Annotated in this window: 17 protein-coding genes and 1 pseudogene; 8 read left to right on the forward strand and 10 right to left on the reverse strand. The window is 71.2% G+C overall.

Annotation, left to right across the window (positions count from 1 at the left end):
- Nucleotides 1–562 precede the first annotated feature (562 nt).
- The 3 genes from E1287_RS34820 to E1287_RS44225 all read right to left on the reverse strand — a co-directional run bounded on the left by E1287_RS34820 (nucleotide 563) and on the right by E1287_RS44225 (nucleotide 1,573).
- Nucleotides 563–955, reverse strand: a complete 393-nt coding sequence (locus E1287_RS34820) for a hypothetical protein (RefSeq protein WP_131969535.1) — start codon at nucleotides 953–955, stop codon at nucleotides 563–565.
- Nucleotides 956–1,009: 54 nt separating this feature from the next.
- Entirely contained in the window at nucleotides 1,010–1,264 is a 255-nt protein-coding gene (locus E1287_RS34825) for a hypothetical protein (RefSeq protein WP_131969536.1), read from the reverse strand.
- A 150-nt stretch (nucleotides 1,265–1,414) separates the two neighbouring features.
- A complete protein-coding gene (locus E1287_RS44225; protein ID WP_165969349.1) occupies nucleotides 1,415–1,573 on the reverse strand; it encodes a hypothetical protein in 159 nt (52 codons plus the stop codon).
- 141 nt (nucleotides 1,574–1,714) lie between these two features.
- On the opposite strand from E1287_RS44225, the gene E1287_RS34830 reads away from it, so the two are divergent.
- Nucleotides 1,715–2,011, forward strand: coding sequence for a hypothetical protein (locus E1287_RS34830; protein WP_243719640.1), 297 nt, complete (start codon nucleotides 1,715–1,717; stop codon nucleotides 2,009–2,011).
- 18 nt (nucleotides 2,012–2,029) lie between these two features.
- On the opposite strand, the gene sigE is transcribed toward E1287_RS34830, so the two are convergent.
- A complete protein-coding gene (gene sigE, locus E1287_RS34835; RefSeq protein WP_243719644.1) occupies nucleotides 2,030–2,572 on the reverse strand; it encodes an RNA polymerase sigma factor SigE in 543 nt (180 codons plus the stop codon).
- 136 nt (nucleotides 2,573–2,708) lie between these two features.
- On the opposite strand from sigE, the gene E1287_RS34840 reads away from it, so the two are divergent.
- Nucleotides 2,709–4,361 (forward strand): acyl-CoA synthetase, encoded by a 1,653-nt coding sequence (locus E1287_RS34840; RefSeq protein ID WP_347814001.1) that lies wholly within the window; start codon nucleotides 2,709–2,711, stop codon nucleotides 4,359–4,361.
- Nucleotides 4,362–4,486: 125 nt separating this feature from the next.
- Nucleotides 4,487–6,244: a serine/threonine-protein kinase gene (locus E1287_RS34845; protein ID WP_279508009.1), complete on the forward strand. Its 1,758-nt coding sequence runs from the start codon at nucleotides 4,487–4,489 to the stop codon at nucleotides 6,242–6,244.
- 12 nt (nucleotides 6,245–6,256) lie between these two features.
- Here the strand turns inward: E1287_RS34845 and rho are convergent.
- Nucleotides 6,257–7,369, reverse strand: a pseudogene (gene rho, locus E1287_RS34850) (transcription termination factor Rho); the annotation flags it as partial.
- A 515-nt stretch (nucleotides 7,370–7,884) separates the two neighbouring features.
- Here rho and E1287_RS34855 point away from each other — a divergent pair.
- Nucleotides 7,885–8,724, forward strand: coding sequence for an enoyl-CoA hydratase-related protein (locus E1287_RS34855; protein WP_131969541.1), 840 nt, complete (start codon nucleotides 7,885–7,887; stop codon nucleotides 8,722–8,724).
- Here E1287_RS34855 and E1287_RS34860 read toward each other — a convergent pair.
- The 3 genes from E1287_RS34860 to E1287_RS34870 all read right to left on the reverse strand — a co-directional run bounded on the left by E1287_RS34860 (nucleotide 8,699) and on the right by E1287_RS34870 (nucleotide 11,652).
- Nucleotides 8,699–9,601 carry a hypothetical protein gene (locus E1287_RS34860; protein ID WP_131969542.1) on the reverse strand — a complete coding sequence of 301 codons (903 nt, stop codon included), beginning with the start codon at nucleotides 9,599–9,601 and terminating at the stop codon, nucleotides 8,699–8,701. The genes E1287_RS34855 and E1287_RS34860 overlap by 26 nt on opposite strands.
- A gap of 114 nt (nucleotides 9,602–9,715) precedes the next feature.
- On the reverse strand, nucleotides 9,716–10,360 hold the full coding sequence (locus E1287_RS34865) for a response regulator transcription factor (RefSeq protein WP_131969543.1): 645 nt from the start codon (nucleotides 10,358–10,360) through the stop codon (nucleotides 9,716–9,718).
- Complete coding sequence (locus tag E1287_RS34870; protein ID WP_243719641.1) at nucleotides 10,324–11,652, reverse strand: sensor histidine kinase; 1,329 nt, start codon at nucleotides 11,650–11,652, stop codon at nucleotides 10,324–10,326. The genes E1287_RS34865 and E1287_RS34870 overlap by 37 nt, the downstream gene beginning before the upstream one ends.
- A 211-nt stretch (nucleotides 11,653–11,863) precedes the next feature.
- Here E1287_RS34870 and E1287_RS34875 point away from each other — a divergent pair, with 211 nt between their 5' ends.
- Nucleotides 11,864–14,065, forward strand: a complete 2,202-nt coding sequence (locus tag E1287_RS34875; RefSeq protein WP_131969544.1) for an MMPL family transporter — start codon at nucleotides 11,864–11,866, stop codon at nucleotides 14,063–14,065.
- A gap of 45 nt (nucleotides 14,066–14,110) precedes the next feature.
- Here E1287_RS34875 and E1287_RS34880 read toward each other — a convergent pair whose 3' ends face one another.
- On the reverse strand, nucleotides 14,111–14,965 hold the full coding sequence (locus E1287_RS34880; RefSeq protein ID WP_243719642.1) for a polysaccharide deacetylase family protein: 855 nt from the start codon (nucleotides 14,963–14,965) through the stop codon (nucleotides 14,111–14,113).
- A gap of 70 nt (nucleotides 14,966–15,035) precedes the next feature.
- Here E1287_RS34880 and E1287_RS34885 point away from each other — a divergent pair, with 70 nt between their 5' ends.
- A complete protein-coding gene (locus E1287_RS34885; RefSeq protein WP_131969545.1) occupies nucleotides 15,036–15,776 on the forward strand; it encodes an ABC transporter permease in 741 nt (246 codons plus the stop codon).
- A 179-nt stretch (nucleotides 15,777–15,955) separates the two neighbouring features.
- Here the strand turns inward: E1287_RS34885 and E1287_RS34890 are convergent, their stop codons facing one another.
- Entirely contained in the window at nucleotides 15,956–16,702 is a 747-nt protein-coding gene (locus tag E1287_RS34890) for an IclR family transcriptional regulator (RefSeq protein WP_131969546.1), read from the reverse strand.
- Nucleotides 16,703–16,802: 100 nt separating this feature from the next.
- On the opposite strand from E1287_RS34890, the gene E1287_RS34895 reads away from it, so the two are divergent.
- Together E1287_RS34895 and E1287_RS34900 are read left to right on the forward strand one after the other, a co-directional pair.
- Complete coding sequence (locus E1287_RS34895; RefSeq protein ID WP_243719643.1) at nucleotides 16,803–18,074, forward strand: alanine racemase; 1,272 nt, start codon at nucleotides 16,803–16,805, stop codon at nucleotides 18,072–18,074.
- On the forward strand, nucleotides 18,074–19,663 hold the full coding sequence (locus E1287_RS34900; RefSeq protein ID WP_131969547.1) for a D-aminoacylase: 1,590 nt from the start codon (nucleotides 18,074–18,076) through the stop codon (nucleotides 19,661–19,663). The genes E1287_RS34895 and E1287_RS34900 overlap by 1 nt, the downstream gene beginning before the upstream one ends.
- Nucleotides 19,664–19,676: the final 13 nt, after the last annotated feature.

The raw sequence follows: 19,676 nt of genomic DNA on the forward strand, positions 1-19,676 counted from the left end.
CTCCCCGTCACCGGCTGACGCACGCACAGCAAGGGCCCGCGCACGTGGGGGTGCGCGGGCCCTTCCGCCTTTATCGCCCCCGGATCGAAGCGATGAGTCAGTGGTCCTGGGGTGGTGGGTTTGGGAGTTGTGGAGTTCGGCTCGGATCAGTTCTAGTAGGCGGCCGGTCCAGTTGCGTCCTTCTCGGGGGCCGCGGTCGGTCCAGAATGGTGACTCGGAGTAGCTGGTGTAGCTGATCCGCGCGTCGCCCGTGGACAGCAGGATCTCGGCCAGGTCGGGATGCTGGGTGAATTTGGCGCGCAGTAGGTCGGCCATCACCGCGGTACGGATGACCGCCCAGCCGGGACGAAGGGGGCAACGGCCGCCGAACTCGTGCGCCTCGCGGACGGTGGCGGCCTCCTGGATGCGGTCGTGGTCGGAGCGGTCGGCCGCTGCGAGGGCCCAGTAGGCATGGATGACCGTGGGATACGTCCGGCCTTCGTGGGTGAGCGGGGCCGGGAACTCGTTGCGGAGGACGAACAGGTCCGGCCGCTCCGGAGGTTCGGTCGGCGGATTGACGCGCTCATGCAGGGTGATCGCGGGGGCGCCGGGCGCTGATATCGGTGGTGAGCTGCCGCAACGGGATGTCCTGCCGGTCCATGTCGCCCAGGACGTACACCCGGCGGTGCGGTGGGATCGCCAGGTACGCCTCCCGCACGAGCAGCCGGTTGGCCTCGACCGCCTCGCGCTGGTAGCGCCTGATCGCCTCCCAGCAGAGGTCCGAGGTCGTCGGACGGCCGTTCAGGGCCTCGATCTCGTCCGCGACCTCGCCCAGGAAACCCTCGTTCGTCAGTGGCTCCGGATAGCGGGCTTTCCAGCGCGGCGTCTGCTCGGGCCGCTCGGGTGCCGGACGTCCGGGGTCGGTGAGAGCGATCTTCCCGGACTCGAGCCGCCGGCGGAGTCCTTGCAGGTCCATCGTGCGGCCCGCTCTCGACTGTGCGTCGGGTGGGGCGGGCCGCCGGTGCGTTGGTTAAGCGCAGAAGGAATTCTGGCTGGCGTTGGCGCGGCGGCCGTCGGCGTCGACGACCGTGACCGAGACGAAGGTGTCGCCGAAGGGGGCGCACCTTCCGGCCAGGATGACGAAGTTGCCGTCGAGGTCGTCGATTCGCCTGACCTCTCGTCCGTTCGTGCTGACCTGGACGGAGTCGGGATCGGTGCCGCCCTCCCAGTTCAGGTCGCAGGTGAAGAGGTCGTAGTCGGCGTAGCAGTTGAACGCGGTGATCATCGGGGGTGGGGGAGAGGGGCGTGAATCGGCGAGCAGAAGCCGGACGCCGAGGCCGAGCTGGGTCGAGTTGATGGGTTGGTAGGTGGTGGTGAAGCCGACGCCGGTGCAGGTGGTGGAAACCGTGTGGCCTTGTGCGCGGCCGGGCCCGGATCAGCCGCTGCCGCGCCTGCCGCCGCCCCGGCCAGCGCGGCCAGCAGCATGCACACCGCCACCAACACCGCGGGCAACGGTGAACGAACCAAAGATCTTCGCATTGGGCACCTTGACATCGAGCGACATTTCGAACTCCTGGTATTCGCCGCTCGACACCGTTTCGGATGAAAGTCATCGGACCGCCGCCGGAGATGATCGAGGTATTGTCCACGGGTGGACGGTTCTGTCTCCGGCCCTCGCGTTCTTGTGATCGGGCTCGACCCAAATCGGGTGCCCGGGCCCTGGGATCCCGCGCCGGTGGTCGAGGCGATCGAGGCGGGAGTCGCGCGGTTCGCCGAGCACGGCGTCGGCGTTGAGACCTGCCTGTTCGGCCTGGACGGCAGCGACGACGTGGAAGCGGTCGTCGGGGACGCGCTGCGCTCCCGAGCGTGGGAGTGCGTCGTTGTCGGTGGTGGACTGCGGACCGATGAAGCTCAGATCGAGCTGTTCGAGCTATTGATCAATCTGGTGCGGCGGCATGCTCCGGATGCCGCGATCGCGTTCAACACCACCCCGACGGATATCTACGACGCCGCTGCTCGCTGGATCGGGTGACCGCTGCGAGTGGCGGTGTCAGCGGTCGCAGGTGGTGGCGGGGACGTCGGTGGGGCGGCGGTGTTCCAGGGCGTCGCGCAGGTGGGCGCGGCCTCGGTGGATTCGGGATCGGACGGTGCCGAGCTTGACGTTGAGGGTCGCGGCGATCTCCTCGTAGGAGAGGCCCTCGATGTCGCACAGGACGACGGCCGCGCGGTATTCCGGGACGAGGTCGTCCAGCGCCCGCTGGATGTCGGCGTCCAGGTGGCGCTCGTCGTAGGCCTGGGCGGGGGACGGCTCGCGGCCCTGCAGGCGTTCGGCGGCGTCGTCGCCTAGGGCGTCGAAGCGGATGCGCTGCTTGCGGCGGGCCCGGTCAAGGAAGAGGTTGGTGGTGATGCGGTGCAGCCAGCCCTCGAATGTGCCCGGGGTGTAGGAGGACAGGGATCGGAAGACCCGGATGAAGACGTCCTGGGTCAGGTCTTCGGCGTCGTGCCGGTTGCCGGTCAGCCGGTACGCCAGCCGGAACACCCGCGTCGAGTGCTCGCTGACGATCTCCTCCCACGTCGGCGGGGTCCACGCCATAGCGCCTGCGCTCACCACTACCCCCGTCTGATACTGAATCGTTACGGCCAAGCATGCCGGTACCCAGATAAGAGCCGTGTAAGAACCGTGCGGCGTGGCCGGATCGCGCCGTTTGTGATCCATCTCATTGGACTGGATGACAATAGGGATTGAGGTCGCCGTCCGCGGCGTGGAGGATCGGGTCATCCCACCCCCGGAACGGGAGGACCGCGGCATGGTGCGAAGCTACAACCCGGCCGACCTGCTGGAGATCATGACGGCGGCCGCGCCGGCCCGGCCCGCGCTGGTGGCGGGGGCCGAGCGGCGGACGTTCGCGCAGCTCAACGAGCGTGCGAGCCGGGTCGGACGGCATCTGGCGGACGCCGGGGTACGGGCCGGTGAGCACGTCGCGATCCTCGCCCACAACCGGGCCGAGTGGATCGAGGCGATGTTCGGCGCGTTCAAGATCCGCGCGGTGCCGATCCCGGTGAACTACCGGTACGTCGCGGCGGAGCTGAGGCATGTCCTGGCCGATTCCGACTCCGTCGCGCTGATCGGCGAGTGTTCGCTCTTGGCGAAGATCGAGGAGATCCGCGGAGAGCTGCCGAAGCTGCGGCATGTCGTGGGGCTGGACGACGGGTCCGGGGTCGAGTTTCCGGGTGCGGTGCCTTACGAGGCGGCGCTTGCGGACGCTGAGCCGGACGGAGACTTCCCCGAGCGGTCCAACGATGATCGGTACATCATGTACACCGGCGGGACGACGGGGCATCCGAAGGGCGTCGAATGGCGCTGCGAGGACATCTTCTTCGGCGCGCTCGGCGGCGGGAACGTCTTCGGCGACCCGATCGGCAGCCCGGAGGAGCTCGCCGCCAACGCCGACCAGCCCGCGACGGCCGTGCTCGACTGCGCGCCCGTCATGCACGGCGCCGGGCAATGGGTCGCGTTCATGGGTTTGTTCAGCGGGGCCAAAGTCGTCCTTTACACGGATCGCGCATTCGATGCCGACAAGGCGCTCAAGCTGGTCGCCGAAGAACGGGCGAATGTGCTGATGGTGGTGGGCGACGTGATGGCGCGTCCGGTCGCGGACGCCCTGGCCGCCGGTGATTATGACGTGTCCTCGCTGTTGGGCATCGCGTCCGGCGGCGCGCCGCTGACGGATGGTGTCAAGCGAACACTTCGCGGCCTCCTTCCGAACATCATGTTCCTCGACAACTACGGCGCTTCGGAGACCGGTGCGTGCGGGCCGTCCGTCGACGGCAAGGACGGGACGGCGCGGTTCATGATGGACCCGGACGTCACCGTCCTGGACGACGACCTGAACGTCGTCGCGCCCGGCGAAATCGGCAGGCTCGCGCGCAGCGGCCATATTCCGGTCGGCTACTACAACGACCCGGAGAAGACGGCGTCCACGTTCTTCACCGCGGCTGATGGGACGCGTTGGTCCATCCCCGGCGACTTCGCCACCCGGCAGGAGGACGGCACGATCGTGCTGCTGGGCCGCGGTTCCCTCGTGATCAACACGGGCGGGGAGAAGGTGTACCCGGAGGAGGTCGAGGTCGCGCTGAAGGACCATCCGGACGTGCACGACGCGGTCGTCGTGGGCCTGCCCGACGAGCGGTTCGGGCAGCGCGTCGCCGCCGTCGTCGCGCCGCGGCCGGGCGCGACGGTCACGCTGGACGAGCTGACCGGGCACTGCCGGGGGCGGCTCGCCGGCTACAAGCTGCCGCGTCAACTCAAGGTGGTGGACGAGGTGCAGCGCACGGCAGTAGGCAAATCCGACTACAAGTGGGCGCGGAGCGTACTCGCTTAAAGCGCGTTTTCGCGGAGCGACGCCTTATACCACGTTCGACCGCTTTCTCTCCCAGTGCCACCGGTCAAGAAATGATTGATGCCGAGGGAGCGTGCCTTGAGCGCTTCCCGGCGATTAACTTCCGCATGAACGGGGATCGGTTGATACCGCTTGCGCGGCGGTATCGCCTGCTCTCTGTGGTCGGCAGGGGCGGCATGGGGACCGTCTGGCGCGCCTACGACGAAGTGCTGGACCGGGACGTCGCCGTCAAGGAGGTCCATCTCCCCGGGCGCATCACCCAGAGCGAGCGCAAGGTGATGTGCCGGCGCCTGCTGTCCGAGGCACGCGCCACCGCCGCGCTGAAGCATCCGGGCGTGGTCGCCGTCCACGACCTCCTCATCGAGGGCGGGCGGCCGTGGATCGTCATGGAGTTCCTGGAGTCGTGCTCGCTGAACCGGCTCGTCACCGAGGACGGGCCGCTGAGCGTGCGCCGGACAGCCGAGATCGGCGCGGCCGTCCTGTCGGTGCTGCGCGCGTCGCATGCAGCGGGAATCCTGCATCGTGACGTCAAACCCAGCAACGTCCTGCTGTGCGATGACGGGCGCGTCCTGCTCACCGACTTCGGTCTGGCCGTCCACATGGACAGCGGGCAGGAAACCGCCGACACGATGCCGGCGGGCATCGAAGGGTCTCCCGCCTACCTCCCGCCAGAGCGGGTGAACAGGCAGCAGGGCGTGGAGGCGTCCGACCTGTGGTCGCTCGGCGCGACGCTTTACACGGCCGTCGAGGGTTTCTCGCCGTTCCTGCGGTGTCATGCGCTGGCGTCCATGGTGGCGGTGCTACTGGGCGATTACGCGCGTCCTGTGCGGGCTGGGCCGCTGACGCCCGTCATCGAAGGATTGCTGCGTCAACGGCCAGAAGACCGCCTGACGGCCGAAGCCACTGCCGAACTGCTGCAGGACGTGCTCGGGACCGTCCCGGAATCTGGCGCCACACGGGCGGTGCTTCCGCAGGAGGTGCGCGGGTTCTCGGCGCGCCGGCTCACGCTGCTGCGCCGCGTGCCGTGGGCCTACCGCGGTTCGTGGGTGTCGCGGGACGCGGCGCGCTCGCGCGTGTTCCGGGGGCCGCGCGTCCCGTGGACGCTGCGCAGCGGCCGACCTCCGGGAGGCCGGCGGGACACCACGTCGCCGCCCTGCGGTTCGCGGCGGCGGCGCCGCCGAGGCCGCGGCTGGTGGCGTCACCGCGACATTTGGGCTCCCCGGCGTTCCTGGCGGCTGCGCGCCCCGGTGCTGCTGGGCGGGCGCAGGGTGCGGCCCGGCGCGGTGGCGGGCGTGGCGGTGCTCGCCGCGGTCGCGGCCGGAACCGGCACGTGGGCGGCCCGCTGGACGTCGATCGGCAAGAGCGACGCGGTGGCCCTGCGTCCGGCCTCGGACGTGAAGGCCAAGACGGCGAAGTACCGGGAGGCGGGGGCCTATTCGGTGCGCGTTCCGGCGGGGTGGCAGGCGGAGCGGCGCGGGCCCGTCATGCATTGGAAGGACGTCCGCACGGGACGAGGGCTGCGCATCGCCCCGGTCCTCGGGGACCCGCTGGACGGTCTGCGCGCCGAGGAGCGGGCGGCCGTGGCGGAGGGCCGCTACCCCGGATACCACCGGCTGCGCCTCGAACCGGTGCCGGAGGTCATCGAAGGCGCGGCGGAATGGGAGTTCACCTGGCGGAGCGCCGCGCAGGGCGCCGCCGTCCGCGAACCGGGCCGGGACTCCATCCGGGAGCACAGGACCAGGCATGTGCTGTGCAGCCGGGCGGCGGGGTACGAATTCTGCTTCTACGCGCCCGATCGGCAGTGGACGCCCGGCCAGCGCCTCTACGACAAGATCCTCAGCTCGTTCCGCCCGGAGCGGCCCTGAAAGGCGGGTGGGTCAGAGCGTCTGCTGGAGGCGGAGGAGGAACTCCGCGTTGGACGCGGTGCCCTTCATCTTCTCCAGGAGGTGCTCGACGGCCTGCTGCTTCTCCAGCCCCTGGAGAGCGCGGCGCAGACGCCAGGAGAGCGCGAGTTCCTCCGGCGACATGAGCAGCTCGTCGCGGCGCGTGCTGGACGCGTCGATGTCGACGGCGGGGAAGACGCGGCGGTCGGCGAGGCCCCGGTCGAGCTTGAGCTCCATGTTCCCGGTGCCCTTGTACTCCTCGAAGAAGACGTCGTCCATCCGGGAGCCCGTCTCCACCAGCGCGGTGGCGAGGATGGTGAGGGAGCCGCCGTTCTCGATGTTGCGGGCGGCGCCGAAGAACTTCTTCGGCGGGTAGATCGCGGTCGTCGCGACGCCGCCCGCCAGGATGCGGCTGCTGGACGGCGCCGCCAGGTTGTACGCGCGGCCGAGCCGGGTGATCGAGTCGAGCAGCATGACCACGTCCTGGCCCTGCTCGACGAGGCGCTTGGCCCGCTCGACGGCCAGCTCGGCGAGCGCGGTGTGCTCCTGCGCCGGACGGTCGAACGTCGAGTGGATCACCTCGCCGCGCACCGTCCGCTGCAGGTCGGTGACCTCTTCCGGCCGCTCGTCGATGAGCACGACCATGAGGTGCACTTCGGGGTTGTTCTGCGCGATCGCGTTAGCGAGGGACTGCAGCACCATCGTCTTGCCGACCTTCGGCGGCGACACGACGAGCCCGCGCTGCCCCTTGCCGATCGGCGCGATGAGGTCGATGACGCGGGTGGCGAGCGGGCCGGTGTCCAGGCGCAGCCGCTCGTCCGGGAACAGCGGGGTCAGCTTGCCGAACTCGGGGCGGCCGGCCGCGTCCGCGGGGGCCACGCCGTTCACGGTCTCGACGCGGGCGAGCGAGGAGAACTTCTCGCGGTTGGACTTCGGCGGGCGCGCCGTTCCCGTGACGGCGTCGCCGGGACGCAGGTTGTTGTCCTTGACCTGGGCGAGCGAGACGTGCACGTCGTCCGGGCCGGGGTGGTAGCCGGAGGTGCGGACGAAGGCGTGCTTGTCCTGGACGGAGAGGATGCCCTGGAACGGGACGACCGGCACCTCTTCGGCGGGGCGGCGTCCCTGGCGGCTCTTGCGGCCGCTCTGCGAGGACACGCTGTGCGGCGCCCGCGCGGCCTTGCCCTCGGCGGTGTGGCCTGCGGGGGGCCGTTCGGTAGTGGTGAGTGTGGAAGTGGACATGTGGGTCCCTTCTCAGGCCGGTGCGGAACGCTCCGCGCGGCCCGGGGTCGAATCCCGTGTACGGCGGCGGAACCCGCGGCGCGTACGCGAGTGGAACGAGAGAAATGCAGCTCGGTTCACCGGGCTGACGTCGGCTCCCTTGTACGGCGGCTCGGCACATCGCTCTCTACATGCCGAACCGGGAAGTCACCGGGCTCTCAGATGGCCCGGGCGGGGAAGAAACGCCCTCGCCGCGTGTGGCGGAAATCCGAAGACGCTGCCTCGACAGTACAGCAATCCAGGGCGGTTTCGCATTCCCGGAGGTCATGGACCGCTTTGGGGTAGGTGATCCCGGGTTTCGTACGATGAGCCGCGTCACAGCGGGTCCGGGCAGGGGGAGGATCATGGCCGAGTCGCCGGACGGGGGGCTGCGCGCGGAGGTCGCGGGCGGCGTCGGCACGATCGTGATCGACCGTCCGGCCAAGCGCAACGCGATGTCCGCGGACATGTGGCGGGCGCTTCCCGGCGTCCTTGACGGCCTCGCCGCCGACCCCGGCGTGCGGGTCGTGGTGCTGACCGGCGCGGGCGGGAACTTCTGCGCGGGCGCCGACATCGCCGAGCTGGCCGACATCCACCGCGACGACGACTCGCACCTCGCGACGGTCGCGGAGCGGGCGCTCGCCGCGTTCCCGAAGCCGGCGCTCGCGGCGATCGAGGGCTACTGCGTCGGCGGCGGCTGCCAGCTCGCCGCGGCGTGCGACCTGCGGTTCGCGGCGGAGGGCGCCCGGTTCGGGATCACCCCGGCGAAGCTCGGCATCGTCTACCCGGTCGCGGCGACGGCCCGGCTGGTCGGGCTGGTGGGGCCGTCGGCCGCCAAGTACCTGCTGTACTCGGCGGACCTGATCGGCGCCGAGCACGCGCTCCGCATCGGCCTGCTGGACGAGGTCGTCCCCGCCGGCGGCCTCCGCGAGCGGGTCGCCGGGTTCGCCGCGACGCTCGCGTCCCGTTCCCTGCTCACCCAGCGCGCGACAAAGGACATCGTGGACGCCGTCGTCGCCTCCGGGCTGTCGAGCGGAGCTCGTCCGTTGAATGGCGGTGGGTGGGGGCTGGAGGACGGTCCTGTGGCGGAGAAGGCGAAGCGGTGGCTGGACGAGATGGCGGCTAGCGGCGAGGTCGAGGAGGGAGTCGCGGCGTTCCTCGAACGCCGCGCCCCCCGCTTCACCTGGACGTCCCCGTCCCGCTGAGGACGGCGAACCGCGTCTCGGGGAGGTTGCGCAGGCGGCGCGCGGCGCCGGCCGGGTCGTCCAGCAGCCGGGCGGTCTCGGGACGGAGCAGCTCGGCGAGCGGCAGCACCCCGCACACCAGCGACTCGGGCGCCCGGACGAAGAGCAGCGGCCCGATCTGCACCGCGCCCCGGTCGGCCGCGCCGAGGACGTCCAGTAGGTCCTCCGCCCGCGCCGCCTCCTCGGAGCCCGCGCGCAGCGCCCGCACGAGGTCGATGAAGTCGCTTTCGAGGGCGCGCGGGCTGCGTCCCGACAGGTAGTAGCGGTCCAGGTCGGTCAGCTCCACGCGCAGGCCGTGGTCTTCGGCGAACCGCTCGTACGGCAGGGCCAGCAGCGCCCGCGTCGAGGCCGGCTCGACGCGCAGGACCCCGCCGACCACGTCCACCGGTTCGGCGCCGAGGGACGCCGCCACGGCCTGGTCGAGCCGCCTGGCCAGGTTCGCGCGGAGCCCGGCGACCTCGGCGGCCAGCGCGTCGACCGTCGCGTCCTGCCTGGTCAGGGCCTCATCCTGCTTGGCCAGCGCTTCCCGCTGGCGGCTCAGCTTGTCGTTGACGTCCGGCACCATCCGGTCGTTGATCTGCGCGATCAGCGACCGGATCCGGGCGTCGGCGGCGCCGAGGGCCTCCCGGTCGCGGTCCTGCTCGCGGGTCAGCCGGTCCAGCTGCTCGCGCTGGGACGCGCGGAGGCTCTCCAGTTCGTCCCGCGTCCCCTTCAGCGCGCGGAGCTGGGTGCGGATATCGGCGATCTCGGGGGCGCCCGGAATTCGCTTGCGTTCGAATGCCAGATACAGCTCCCGGCCGGCGATCGCCAAACAGAGCAGGACCAGAACCACCGTCATCGCGCTGCACCTTTCTGGGGGCAGCCCCCAGACCCCCGGGGAGGAGGACCGAAGATCCTCGCTTCGCTGCGGTCTTCGGGCCTCACGAGGGCATCTCGCCGAGCAAGATAGCCGTCAGCGGTTCAGATAGGCCAGGACGGCGAGAACCCGCCTGTTGTCGTCACCCGTGACGGGCAGGTCGAGTTTGGTGAAAATGTTGGCGGTGTGCTTCGTCACGGCCCGCTCGGTGACGACGAGCCTTTCCGCGATCGCGGCGTTGGACCGCCCCTGTGCCATCAGCTCCAGGACCTCGGTCTCGCGCGGCGTGAGGCGGCTGATCGGCGTGTTCCGGGTGCTGCTGGCGACGAGGCGGGAGATCACCTCGGGGTCCATCGCGGTGCCGCCCGCGGCGACGCGGCGGACCGCGTCCACGAACTGCGCGGCGTCGAACACCCGGTCCTTCAGCAGGTAGCCGATGGCGCCGCTGCCGTCCGCGAGCAGCTCCCGCGCGTACAGCTGCTCGACGTACTGCGACAGCACCAGCACCGGCATGCCGGGAACCTGCCGCCGCGCCTCCAGCGCGGCCTGGAGCCCCTCGTCGGTGAAGGACGGCGGCAGGCGCACGTCGACCACCGCCACGTCCGGACGGTGGTCGAGGAGCGCCTTCAGGAGCGAGGGGCCGTTGTCGACGGCGGCCGCGATCTCGAAGTCATGCGTCTCAAGGAGGCTGACCAGCCCTTCTCTCAGGAGGGCGAGGTCTTCGGCGATGACAACGCGCACGGCAGCTCCATGGTCACGATCGTCGGGCCGCCCACGGGGGAGTTGAGGGCGAGGACGCCGTCGAATGTACCGATCCGCCGCTCGATCCCGCGCAGGCCGGTGCCGCCGTCCAGCGTGGCGCCGCCGTGGCCGTCGTCGGTGACGGAGATCCGCAGCATGCCGTTCTCGTGCCGCAGGTCGACCCAGACGCGGGACGCGCCGGAGTGCTTGGCCGCGTTCGTGAGGATCTCCGACACCGCGAAGTAGGCGGCCGACTCGACCGGCGGCTCGGGCCGCGCCGGCAGGTCGGAGTGGACCTCGACGCGCAGCGGGTGGTCGAGCGCGAGGGCCTTGACCGCGTCGCCGATGCCGCGGTCGGCGAGCACCGGCGGGTGGATGCCGCGGACGAGATCGCGCAGCTCGTGCAGCGCCTTCGCGGACGACTGGCGCGCCTCCGCCAGCAGGATCCGGGCCTTCTCCGGGTCCTTGTCGAGGAGGTGCTCGATCGCGCCGAGGCTCATGCCCATCGCGACGAGCCTGGCCTGCGCGCCGTCGTGCAGGTCGCGCTCGATGCGGCGCAGCTCGGCGGCGGACGCGTCCACGGCCTCCGACCGAGTCTCGGTCAGGTGCCGGACGCGCAGCGCCAGCTCCGACTTCTTCGTCGGGCCCAGGATCAGCCGGCCCCAGCGCCCGTACACGTTCATCATCTTCGGGCCCAAGAGGAGCCCGGCGGCGAGGCAGGCGGTCGCCACGATGAGCGTGGAGACGATGCGCGCCACGTCCCGGTCGTAGCCCTCGGTGATGTGGATGAAGGTGTACCAGTCGGCGCCGCCGTAGTGGCCGATCATCCCGCCGGCGAACGTCGCGAGGGCGTACCCCCACAGCCCGTACAGGACGAGCAGGCCCGGCAGCGCCGCCGTGAACAGCACCACGATCGGGTCGAGGACCACCCAGAGGTAGTCACGCCACGTGGCCGGGTCGGTGATCAGCCTGATGAAGCGCTTGAGCATGCCGTGCAGGCCGGGCTCGTACTCGGGCTCCGGCAGGTAGGGGCGCTCGATCCGGACGTCCGTCCACCTGTTGATCCTGGAGCGGTACGCCTCCAGCTGGGTGCGCAGCAGCATCACCGCGGACGGGAACAGGAGCACCCCGAGGAAACTGGAGATCATCGAGACGACCGTGATGAACCACAAGCCGACGAGCGTCGCGGGAATGCCCAGCAGCCAGAGCGCCAGGCCGCGCCACGGCGCCCTGACATGCTGCTGCAGCCGCGTCTCCTGCGGTCGCGTCTCTTTTACCAATGCGTTGCTCACGGGGTCCCTCCGAGGGTCGCTGCCTTATGACGTTCAGTCTTCTGGCCTGCGCCCTTCCGCACAGTGTGCCCGCAACCCGAGGGTGGGGTGTACCTGGCTACACCTGTACCTAGCTACACCGCCGGACGGCGTCTAGGGCCATGTCGGGCCGTGCGTGCGCTTCCTAGCGTTCATGGGTGTCATCCCTATCCGACGAATTCCGGGGAACCCCATGAAACGCAATTTCGCCGCCACGCTCGGCGGGTGGAGCGCGCGGCACCGATTGACGGCCATTTTCGGGTGGCTTCTGTTCGTCGTCCTGGCCTCGGTGCTCGGCGGGGCGACCGGTCAGATCACGATGGAGGACCACGAGCAGGGCGTCGGGCAGTCGGCCCGCGCCGAGCAGATCGTCACCGAGGCGGGGATCGAGGACCCCGACCAGGAGACGGTCCTGATCTCCGGGGGCGCCCACGCGGCCGGGTCGCCCGAGATGAGGCGCGCCGTCGCGGCCGTCCGGGCGAACGTCCAGGCCACCGGGAAGGTCACCGACCTGCGGCCGGACGCGGTGTCCAAGGACGGGCGGCACGTGATCGTCCAGTTCACGGTGAAGGAGGCGGCGGACGGCGCGCCCGACCCGCTGCCCGCCATCCAGGACGCGGTGGCGAAGGCGGAGCGCGACAACCCGTCCGTCGAGATGGGGCAGTTCGGCGGCGCCACCGCCGACGCCTGGTTCGACGAGGCCCTCGGCAGCGACTTCAAGCGCGCCGAGATGACGGCATTGCCACTTGCGCTCGGCATCCTGCTCGTCGCGTTCGGCGCGCTGGTCGCGGCCGTGCTGCCCGTGATGCTGGCGTTCACCGCGTTCCTCGCCGCGGGCGGGCTCCTCGCCGTCACCAGCCACGCGCTGCACGTCGACCAGACGACCAATTCGGTGATGCTGCTGATGGGCCTGGCGGTCGGCGTCGACTACTGCCTCTTCTACCTGCAGCGCGAGCGGGAAGAGCGCCGCAAGGGCCGGGACAGGGCCACGGCCCTCGCGATCGCCGCCGCCACGTCCGGACGGTCGGTCCTCGTCTCCGGGCTCACCGTGATGGTCGCGATGTCCGGGATGTTCGTGTCCGGCCTGCTGCTGTTCAAGGGGTTCGCCGTCGCGACGATCCTCGTCGTGCTCATCGCGATGCTCGGGTCGGTGACCGTCCTGCCCGCGCTGCTCTCCCTGCTCGGCGACAAGGTCGAGTTCGCCCGCATCCCGCTCCGGCGGCGGCGCTCCGCTTCGGGCGGCGCCGGGGTGGTGGGGGCGCTGCTGAAGCCCGTCCTGGCCCGTCCGGGGATCGCGGCGCTGCTCGCCGCCGGGCTGCTGCTCGCCCTGGCCGCGCCCGCGCTCGGCATGAAGACCGAACGGCTCCGCATCGACCAGCAGATCCCGCCGGGCGAGGAGATCGCGCAGACCTACACCCGGCTGAACGAGGCGTTCCCCGGCAACCCGGCGCCCGCGGTCGTCGTGGTGAAGGCCCGCGACATCGCCGCGCCGGAGGTCAAGGCCGCGATCGACGACCTGAAGCGGCGGGCCGTCATGTCGGACGAGCTGAACGAGCCGGTCGAGGTCACCGTCCACGGCAAGGAGAACATCGCCGAGATCGAGATCCCGCTGGCCGGCACGGGCTCCGACGCGACGTCGGCGCACGCGCTGGAGACGCTCCGCGACGAGATCGTCCCGCAGACCGTCGGGAAGGTCGGCGAGGCGCCGGTCACCGGCCAGCTCGCCTGGTCGACCGACTACAACGCCCAGCTCAGGACGAGCATCGTCCCCGTCTTCCTGTTCGTCATGGGGATCACGTTCCTGCTGATGCTGGTCTTCTTCCGCTCACCGCTGATCGCCGCGAGCGCGATCGTCCTCAACCTGCTGTCGGTCGGTGCCGCGTACGGCGTGATGGTCGCGGTGTTCCAGCACGGCTGGGGCGACTCCCTGGTCGGGACGACGGGCGCCGGAGCCCTGGAGTCGTGGATCCCGCTGTTCGTCTTCGTCGTCCTGTTCGGCCTGTCGATGGACTACCACGTGTTCGTCGTCTCCCGGATCCGCGAGGCCCACGACCGGGGGCTGGACACCAGGCAGGCCGTCCGGGAGGGCATCCTCGCCACGGCGGGGCCCGTGACCAGCGCCGCCGTCATCATGATCGCCACGTTCGGCATCTTCGGGACGCTCTCCATGCAGGACTTCAAGCAGCTGGGCGTCGGGCTGGCGGTGGCGGTCCTGATCGACGCGACGATCGTCCGCGTGGTGCTCCTCCCGGCCGTCATGACGCTGCTGGGACGGTCGAACTGGTACCTGCCGCGCTGGCTGGAGTGGCTGCCCCGCATCTCCCACGCCGAGGACGCCGACCCCGACCCGATCCAGCCCTCACCGGCCCCCAAGCCGCTGATCCCGCAAAGCTGAGACCTCATGGCAAAGCCCCGGCGAAAGGCCGGGGCTTTGCCCTTGCTAAAGGGCGACGAAGGTCAGGCCGCGTTTCTTCAGTTTCGGAATGGCGGCCTTGAGGGCCTTGATGGTCTGGGAGCGGTCGCCGCCGCCGTCGTGGCACAGGACGATGTCGCCCTCTTTGCCTTTGAGGAGCGACCTGCGGATCCGGCCGACGCCCGGCTGGGCCCAGTCGCGCGGGTCGACGGCCCAGTCGATGGGCAGCATGCCGTGCTCGGCGGTCAGTTCCAGGACGGTCTTCGACCATGCGCCGCCCGGCGAGCGGAAATACTGCGGGACGACGCCGGTGATGTCGGCGATCCGGTCGTGCGCGTCGGCGATTTCCTTGCGGACGCGCTTCGTGGAAAGGCCCGCGATGCTGATCGGGTGCGTCTCGGTGTGGTTGCAGATCTGGTGACCGGCGTCGGCGATGCGGCGGGTCAGCTTCGGGTATTCCTTGACCTGCTCGCCGATGATGAAGAACGTCGCGCGGATCTCCTCCTCGGCGAGGAGGTCGAGCATCCGCGGCGTCCATTTCGGGTTGGGGCCGTCGTCGATCGTGAGGGCGATCGATTTCGGCGGCGGCGCGGGGGAGAGTTGCGACAGGTCGCTGACGGGCGTCTTGAGCGCGGTGAGCTTCGCGGGCGTCCACGCGGCGGGACGCGGCTTCGGGACGGGCTTCGGCGGCGGTGACGGGTGCGCGGCGGGCCGCACTCGGGGAGGCGTCTCCGCCGCGGCCCGGGAGTCGTTCGACGGGCGGACGCCGTCCGCCCCCAGTGCGGTGAGACCGACCACAGCGCCCATCAGCCAGAGCGTTTCGCGGCGGGATGCCAGGCGGGACGCGAGCTGGGACGCCTCCCCGGCCAGATCAACCTCCACATGTCCAACGCTATCGGTGTTTAAGGGGGTAGGAGGCCGCTATGGGATCTTCGGCGCACAAGGGGGACGGGTGAGCGCGGCGCCCGAGCTCGGGCCCGTCCTGGCGCTCGTGCTGATCGCGCTCGCCGCGTTCGCCGCGCTGGCGGTCCGGGCCGGCGGCCTCGGCCTCGGCCGGGACGTCGTGGTCGTGGCGGTGCGGGCGGCCGTCCAGCTCGCGGCGGTCTCGCTGCTCATCGCGGCGGTGCTGCGCAGCGCGGGATGGACGGCGGTGTTCGTCGCGGGCATGGTCGTGGTCGCGGCGGCCACGGCCGGGCGCCGGATCACCGGTTCGGCGCTCGGATCCGGCTGGTGGACGCTGCTGCCGATCGTCGCGGGGGTCGCGCCCGTCCTCGTCCTGCTGCTGGCCTCGACGGCGGTGCCGTCGCGTCCGGTGGCCGTGCTGCCCATCGCGGGGATCTTCATCGGCGGCGCGATGTCGGCGACGGGCCTCACCGGACGCCGGGCCCTGGAGGAGCTGGCCACGCGCCGCGGCGAGTACGAGGCCGGCCTCGCGCTCGGCCTCCTGCCCCGGGACGCGGCGCTGGAGGTGTGCCGTCCGGCCGCCGCGTTCGGGCTGTTCCCCGTCCTGGACCAGACGCGGACGGTCGGGCTGGTCACGCTGCCGGGCGCGTTCGTCGGCGTGCTGCTCGGCGGCGCCGACCCGGTGGAGGCGGGCGCGATCCAGCTCCTCGTCCTCATCGGCCTCCTGGCCGTCGAGTCGATCGCCGTCCTGATCACCCTGGAGCTCATCGCCACCGGACGGCTCTGTTAGCCCAGGAGGCGACCCCCTGGAACCCCCGTCACGACGCAGGCGATCCTCACGCCGCCGTTGCGGTCTGTCATGCCCGTTGCGGCGTGCGTGGCGTCGCTGCGGTCGCCTGCGTCGTCGGGCGTGCCCGCTGCGCTCGCTGGCGCTCGCTCCGCGTGCCTGCCGTGAGCGGGCTTGGGGGCTCAGGGGGCGGTGTGGCCGCAGGCGGCGGAGATGGCGTGGACGGTGTCGAGGAGGGCGGGCAGCAGGGCGAGGACCTCGTCGCGGCTCAGCACGACCTCCGGGACCGAGATGGAGACGGCGGCGATGACGCGTCCGGTGGCGTCCCGGACGGGCGCGGCGACGCAGCGGATGAACGTCTCGTGCTCGGCGTCGTCCAGCGCGTAGCCCTGGTCGGCGACGCGGGACAGCTCGTCCAGGAGCCGGTCCGGGCCGGTGAGGGTGTGCTCGGTGAACGGGGTGTACTCGATCTCCTCGGCGACGCGGCGGCGGCGCGGTTCGGGGAGGTCGGCGAGCAGCACCTTGGCGATCGCGGTGGCGTGCAGCGGCATGCTCAGCCCCACCCGCGAGTACATGCGGATCGAGTGCCGCGAGTCGTACTTGTCCAGGTAGATGACGTTGCCGCCCTCGTACACGCCGAGGTGGATCGTCTGCCCGGTCTCCTCGTTCAGCCGGGCCAGGTGCGGGGCGGCGACGTCCCGGATGCCGCGCTGCTCCAGCGCCGCGCCCGCCAGCGCGAACAGGCGGGAGCCGAGGTGGAAGCGGTGGTCGGAGTCGCGGTGGACGAACCGCCCGGACTCCATCGTGCGCAGCAGCCGCAGCACGGTCGTCTTGTGGACGCCGACCTTCGCGGCCAGCTCGTCCAGGGTGCGGGGCCCCTCGCCCAGCTCGTCGAGGATCGCGAGCGCGCGTCCGAGGCTCTGGCTCATCAGGCTCCCTCCGTGGGTAGCCCCGGGTCGTTGACCGGCACCCGCGGGTGATGTTACAACCACAACAGCACAAGACGCAATTATCGTTGCAATATGTGCAATGACGGAGGTCATGATGGTCGCGAGCATCGACGCCGGGGCGATCGACGCGCTCGGCGAGGAGCGGCTCGACTGGCGCTTCAAAGCGATTCCGGCGTCGCTGCACGGGATGCCGGTTGCGGATGTCCGCGCGAACCGCCCGCCCCTCGACGACTTCGGCACCCCGCTGCTGACGCTGGACGCCGGCGCGCTCGACCACAACGTCCGGACGATGGCGCGCTGGGCGGACGCGGCGGGCATCGCGCTCGCCCCGCACGGCAAGACGACGATGGCCCCGCAGCTCTGGCGGCGGCAGCTGGACGCGGGCGCGTGGGGCGTCACGGTCGCGAACCTGCCGCAGCTCCGCGTGGCGCGGGCGTTCGGCGTCCGGCGGGTCATGCTCGCGAACGCGCTCCTCGACCCGGCGGGCCTCGCCTGGCTGGCCGCCGAGCTGGAGAAGCATCCGGAGTTCGAGTTCACGTCCTGGGTCGACTCGCCGCGCTCGGTCGAGCTGATGGACGAGGCCCTGCGCCTCGCCCGCGCCCAGCGGCGGGTGGACGTGTGCGTCGAGATCGGCGGGCCGCACGGGCGCACCGGCGTCCGGGACGACGGCGACGCCCGCGCGCTCGCGGACGCCGTCCGCGAGGCGCCAACGCTCCGCCTCACCGGGCTCGCCGGATACGAGGGCGCGCTCGCGCACGACGCGTCCGACGAGGGGCGCGGCGCCGTCGACGCCTACCTGCGCCGGATGGCGAACCTGTTCGGCGGCCTCGACTACGAGACCGACGAGCCGATCGTGACCGCGGGCGGCAGCTCCTTCTTCGACCAGGTCGCGGACGTGCTGGGCGGCGTGGGCGGACGGGTCGTGCTGCGGTCGGGGGCGTACATCGTCCACGACGACGGGTTCTACCGGGAGATCTCGCCGTTCTCGCGCGGCGCCGGAGACGCGCGGCTGCGGTCGGCGATGCACGGCTGGGCGCGGGTCGTGTCGCGGCCGGAGCCCGCGCTCGCGCTGCTGGACGCCGGCAAACGCGACCTGCCGTTCGACGAGGGGCTTCCGATGCCGCAGCTCGTCCGGGGGAAGGGGCCGGAGGCGGTCGAGAAGGCGCAGGTCACCGCCGTCAACGATCAGCACGCATTCCTTGAGGACGCCTCCGTGGAGGTCGGTGACGTGGTGAAGCTAGGCCTGTCGCATCCGTGCACCGCGCTCGACAAATGGACGCTGATCCCCGTCCTGGACGATGCCGAAGCAGACCATCCCGCCGTGATCGACCTCGTCAGGACGTGGTTTTGATGCCGGGCACCGTGATCCGCGGCGCGACCGTCGTGGACGGCACCGGAGCCCCCGGACGCGTCGCCGACGTCACGATCGACGAAGGCCGGATCACCGAGATCGGCCACGGCCTCTCCGGGACGACCGCCATCGACGCGGACGGCCTCGTCCTCGCCCCCGGTTTCATCGACATGCACGCCCACTCCGACCTGGCGCTGCTCATCGAGCCCGACCATCTCGCCAAGGTCAGCCAGGGCGTGACGACCGAGGTCATCGGCCAGGACGGCCTGTCCTACGCACCCGTCGACGACGCCACCCTCGCCGACACCCGCCGCGCCATCGCCGGATGGAACACCGACCCGCCCGGCTTCGACTGGTCGTGGCGGACCGTCGGCGAATACCTCGACCGCCTCGACCAGGGCATCGCGGTCAACGCCTGCTACCTCGTCCCGCAGGGCACGGTGCGAATGCTCGCGGTGGGCTGGGAAGACCGTCCGCCGACGGAAGCGGAACTCGACCGGCAACGCGAACTGGTCGCGACCGGCATGCGCGAGGGCGCGGTCGGTATGTCGAGCGGCCTCACCTATGTGCCGGGGATGTACGCCGACGATGCGGAACTGGCCGAGCTGTGCCGAGTCGTCGGGGACCTCGGCGGCTTCTACGCGCCGCACCACCGCTCGTACGGGGCGGGCGCGCTGGAGGCGTACGCCGAGATGGTCGAGCTGTCGCGCCGCTCCGGCTGCCCGCTGCACCTCGCGCACGCCACGATGAACTTCGGCGTCAACCGGGGACGCGCGCCCGAGCTGCTGAGCCTCCTGGACGACGCGATCGCCGACGGCTGCGACATCACCCTCGACACCTACCCGTACCTGCCGGGCTCCACGACCCTCGCCGCGCTGCTGCCGAGCTGGGCGTCCGCGGGCGGCCCTGCGGCGCTGCTCGCGCGGCTCCACGACCCGGCCGAGAAGGCCCGGATCCGGCACGTGATGGAGGTCGAGGGGTCGGACGGCTGCCACGGCGTCCCCGCCGAATGGGAGACGATCGAGATCTCGGGCTCCCCGGACGCCTCCGTCGTCGGACGGACAGTCGCGCAGCTCGCCGCCGCGTCCGGACGCCCCGAGTTCGACGTCTACTGCGAGCGGCTGATCGCCGACGACCTCGCCACCACGATCCTCCAGCACGTCGGGCACGAGGAGAACGTCCAGGCGATCATGCGGCATCCGTGCCACACCGGCGGCAGCGACGGGCTCCTCGCCGCCGCGAAACCGCACCCGCGCGCCTGGGGGACGTTCCCGCGCTACCTCGGCCACTACGTCCGCGAGCTCGGCGTCCTGTCCCTCGAAGAGTGCGTCGCGCACCTGACCGGACGCGCCGCCCGCCGCCTCCGCCTCGAAGACCGCGGGCTCGTCCGCGCCGGATACCACGCCGACCTCGTCCTGTTCGACCCCGCGACCGTCCGCGACACCGCCACGTTCGACGACCCGAAGCAGCAGGCCGAGGGCGTCGTGCACGTCCTCGTCGGCGGGACCGCCGTCATCTCCGGCGGCCGCCATACCGGAGCGCTCCCCGGCCGCTCCCTCCGCCGCACCCCCACCGGAACGACCACCTGACCCAGCCCAGGCC

The organism is Actinomadura sp. KC06, assembly GCF_004348735.1.
Classification (GTDB): Bacteria; Actinomycetota; Actinomycetes; order Streptosporangiales; family Streptosporangiaceae; genus Spirillospora.

Bases quoted from the DNA above. Each gene is read 5' to 3' on its own strand.
- E1287_RS34820 (WP_131969535.1), bottom strand. From the start codon at position 955: ATGGACCTGCAAGGACTCCGCCGGCGGCTCGAGTCCGGGAAGATCGCT.
- E1287_RS34825 (WP_131969536.1), bottom strand. From the start codon at position 1,264: ATGATCACCGCGTTCAACTGCTACGCCGACTACGACCTCTTCACCTGC.
- sigE (WP_243719644.1), bottom strand. From the start codon at position 2,572: ATGGCGTGGACCCCGCCGACGTGGGAGGAGATCGTCAGCGAGCACTCG.
- E1287_RS34840 (WP_347814001.1), top strand. From the start codon at position 2,709: ATGACAATAGGGATTGAGGTCGCCGTCCGCGGCGTGGAGGATCGGGTC.
- E1287_RS34845 (WP_279508009.1), top strand. From the start codon at position 4,487: ATGAACGGGGATCGGTTGATACCGCTTGCGCGGCGGTATCGCCTGCTC.
- E1287_RS34855 (WP_131969541.1), top strand. From the start codon at position 7,885: ATGGCCGAGTCGCCGGACGGGGGGCTGCGCGCGGAGGTCGCGGGCGGC.
- E1287_RS34860 (WP_131969542.1), bottom strand. From the start codon at position 9,601: ATGACGGTGGTTCTGGTCCTGCTCTGTTTGGCGATCGCCGGCCGGGAG.
- E1287_RS34875 (WP_131969544.1), top strand. From the start codon at position 11,864: ATGAAACGCAATTTCGCCGCCACGCTCGGCGGGTGGAGCGCGCGGCAC.
- E1287_RS34890 (WP_131969546.1), bottom strand. From the start codon at position 16,702: ATGAGCCAGAGCCTCGGACGCGCGCTCGCGATCCTCGACGAGCTGGGC.
- E1287_RS34895 (WP_243719643.1), top strand. From the start codon at position 16,803: ATGACGGAGGTCATGATGGTCGCGAGCATCGACGCCGGGGCGATCGAC.
- E1287_RS34900 (WP_131969547.1), top strand. From the start codon at position 18,074: ATGCCGGGCACCGTGATCCGCGGCGCGACCGTCGTGGACGGCACCGGA.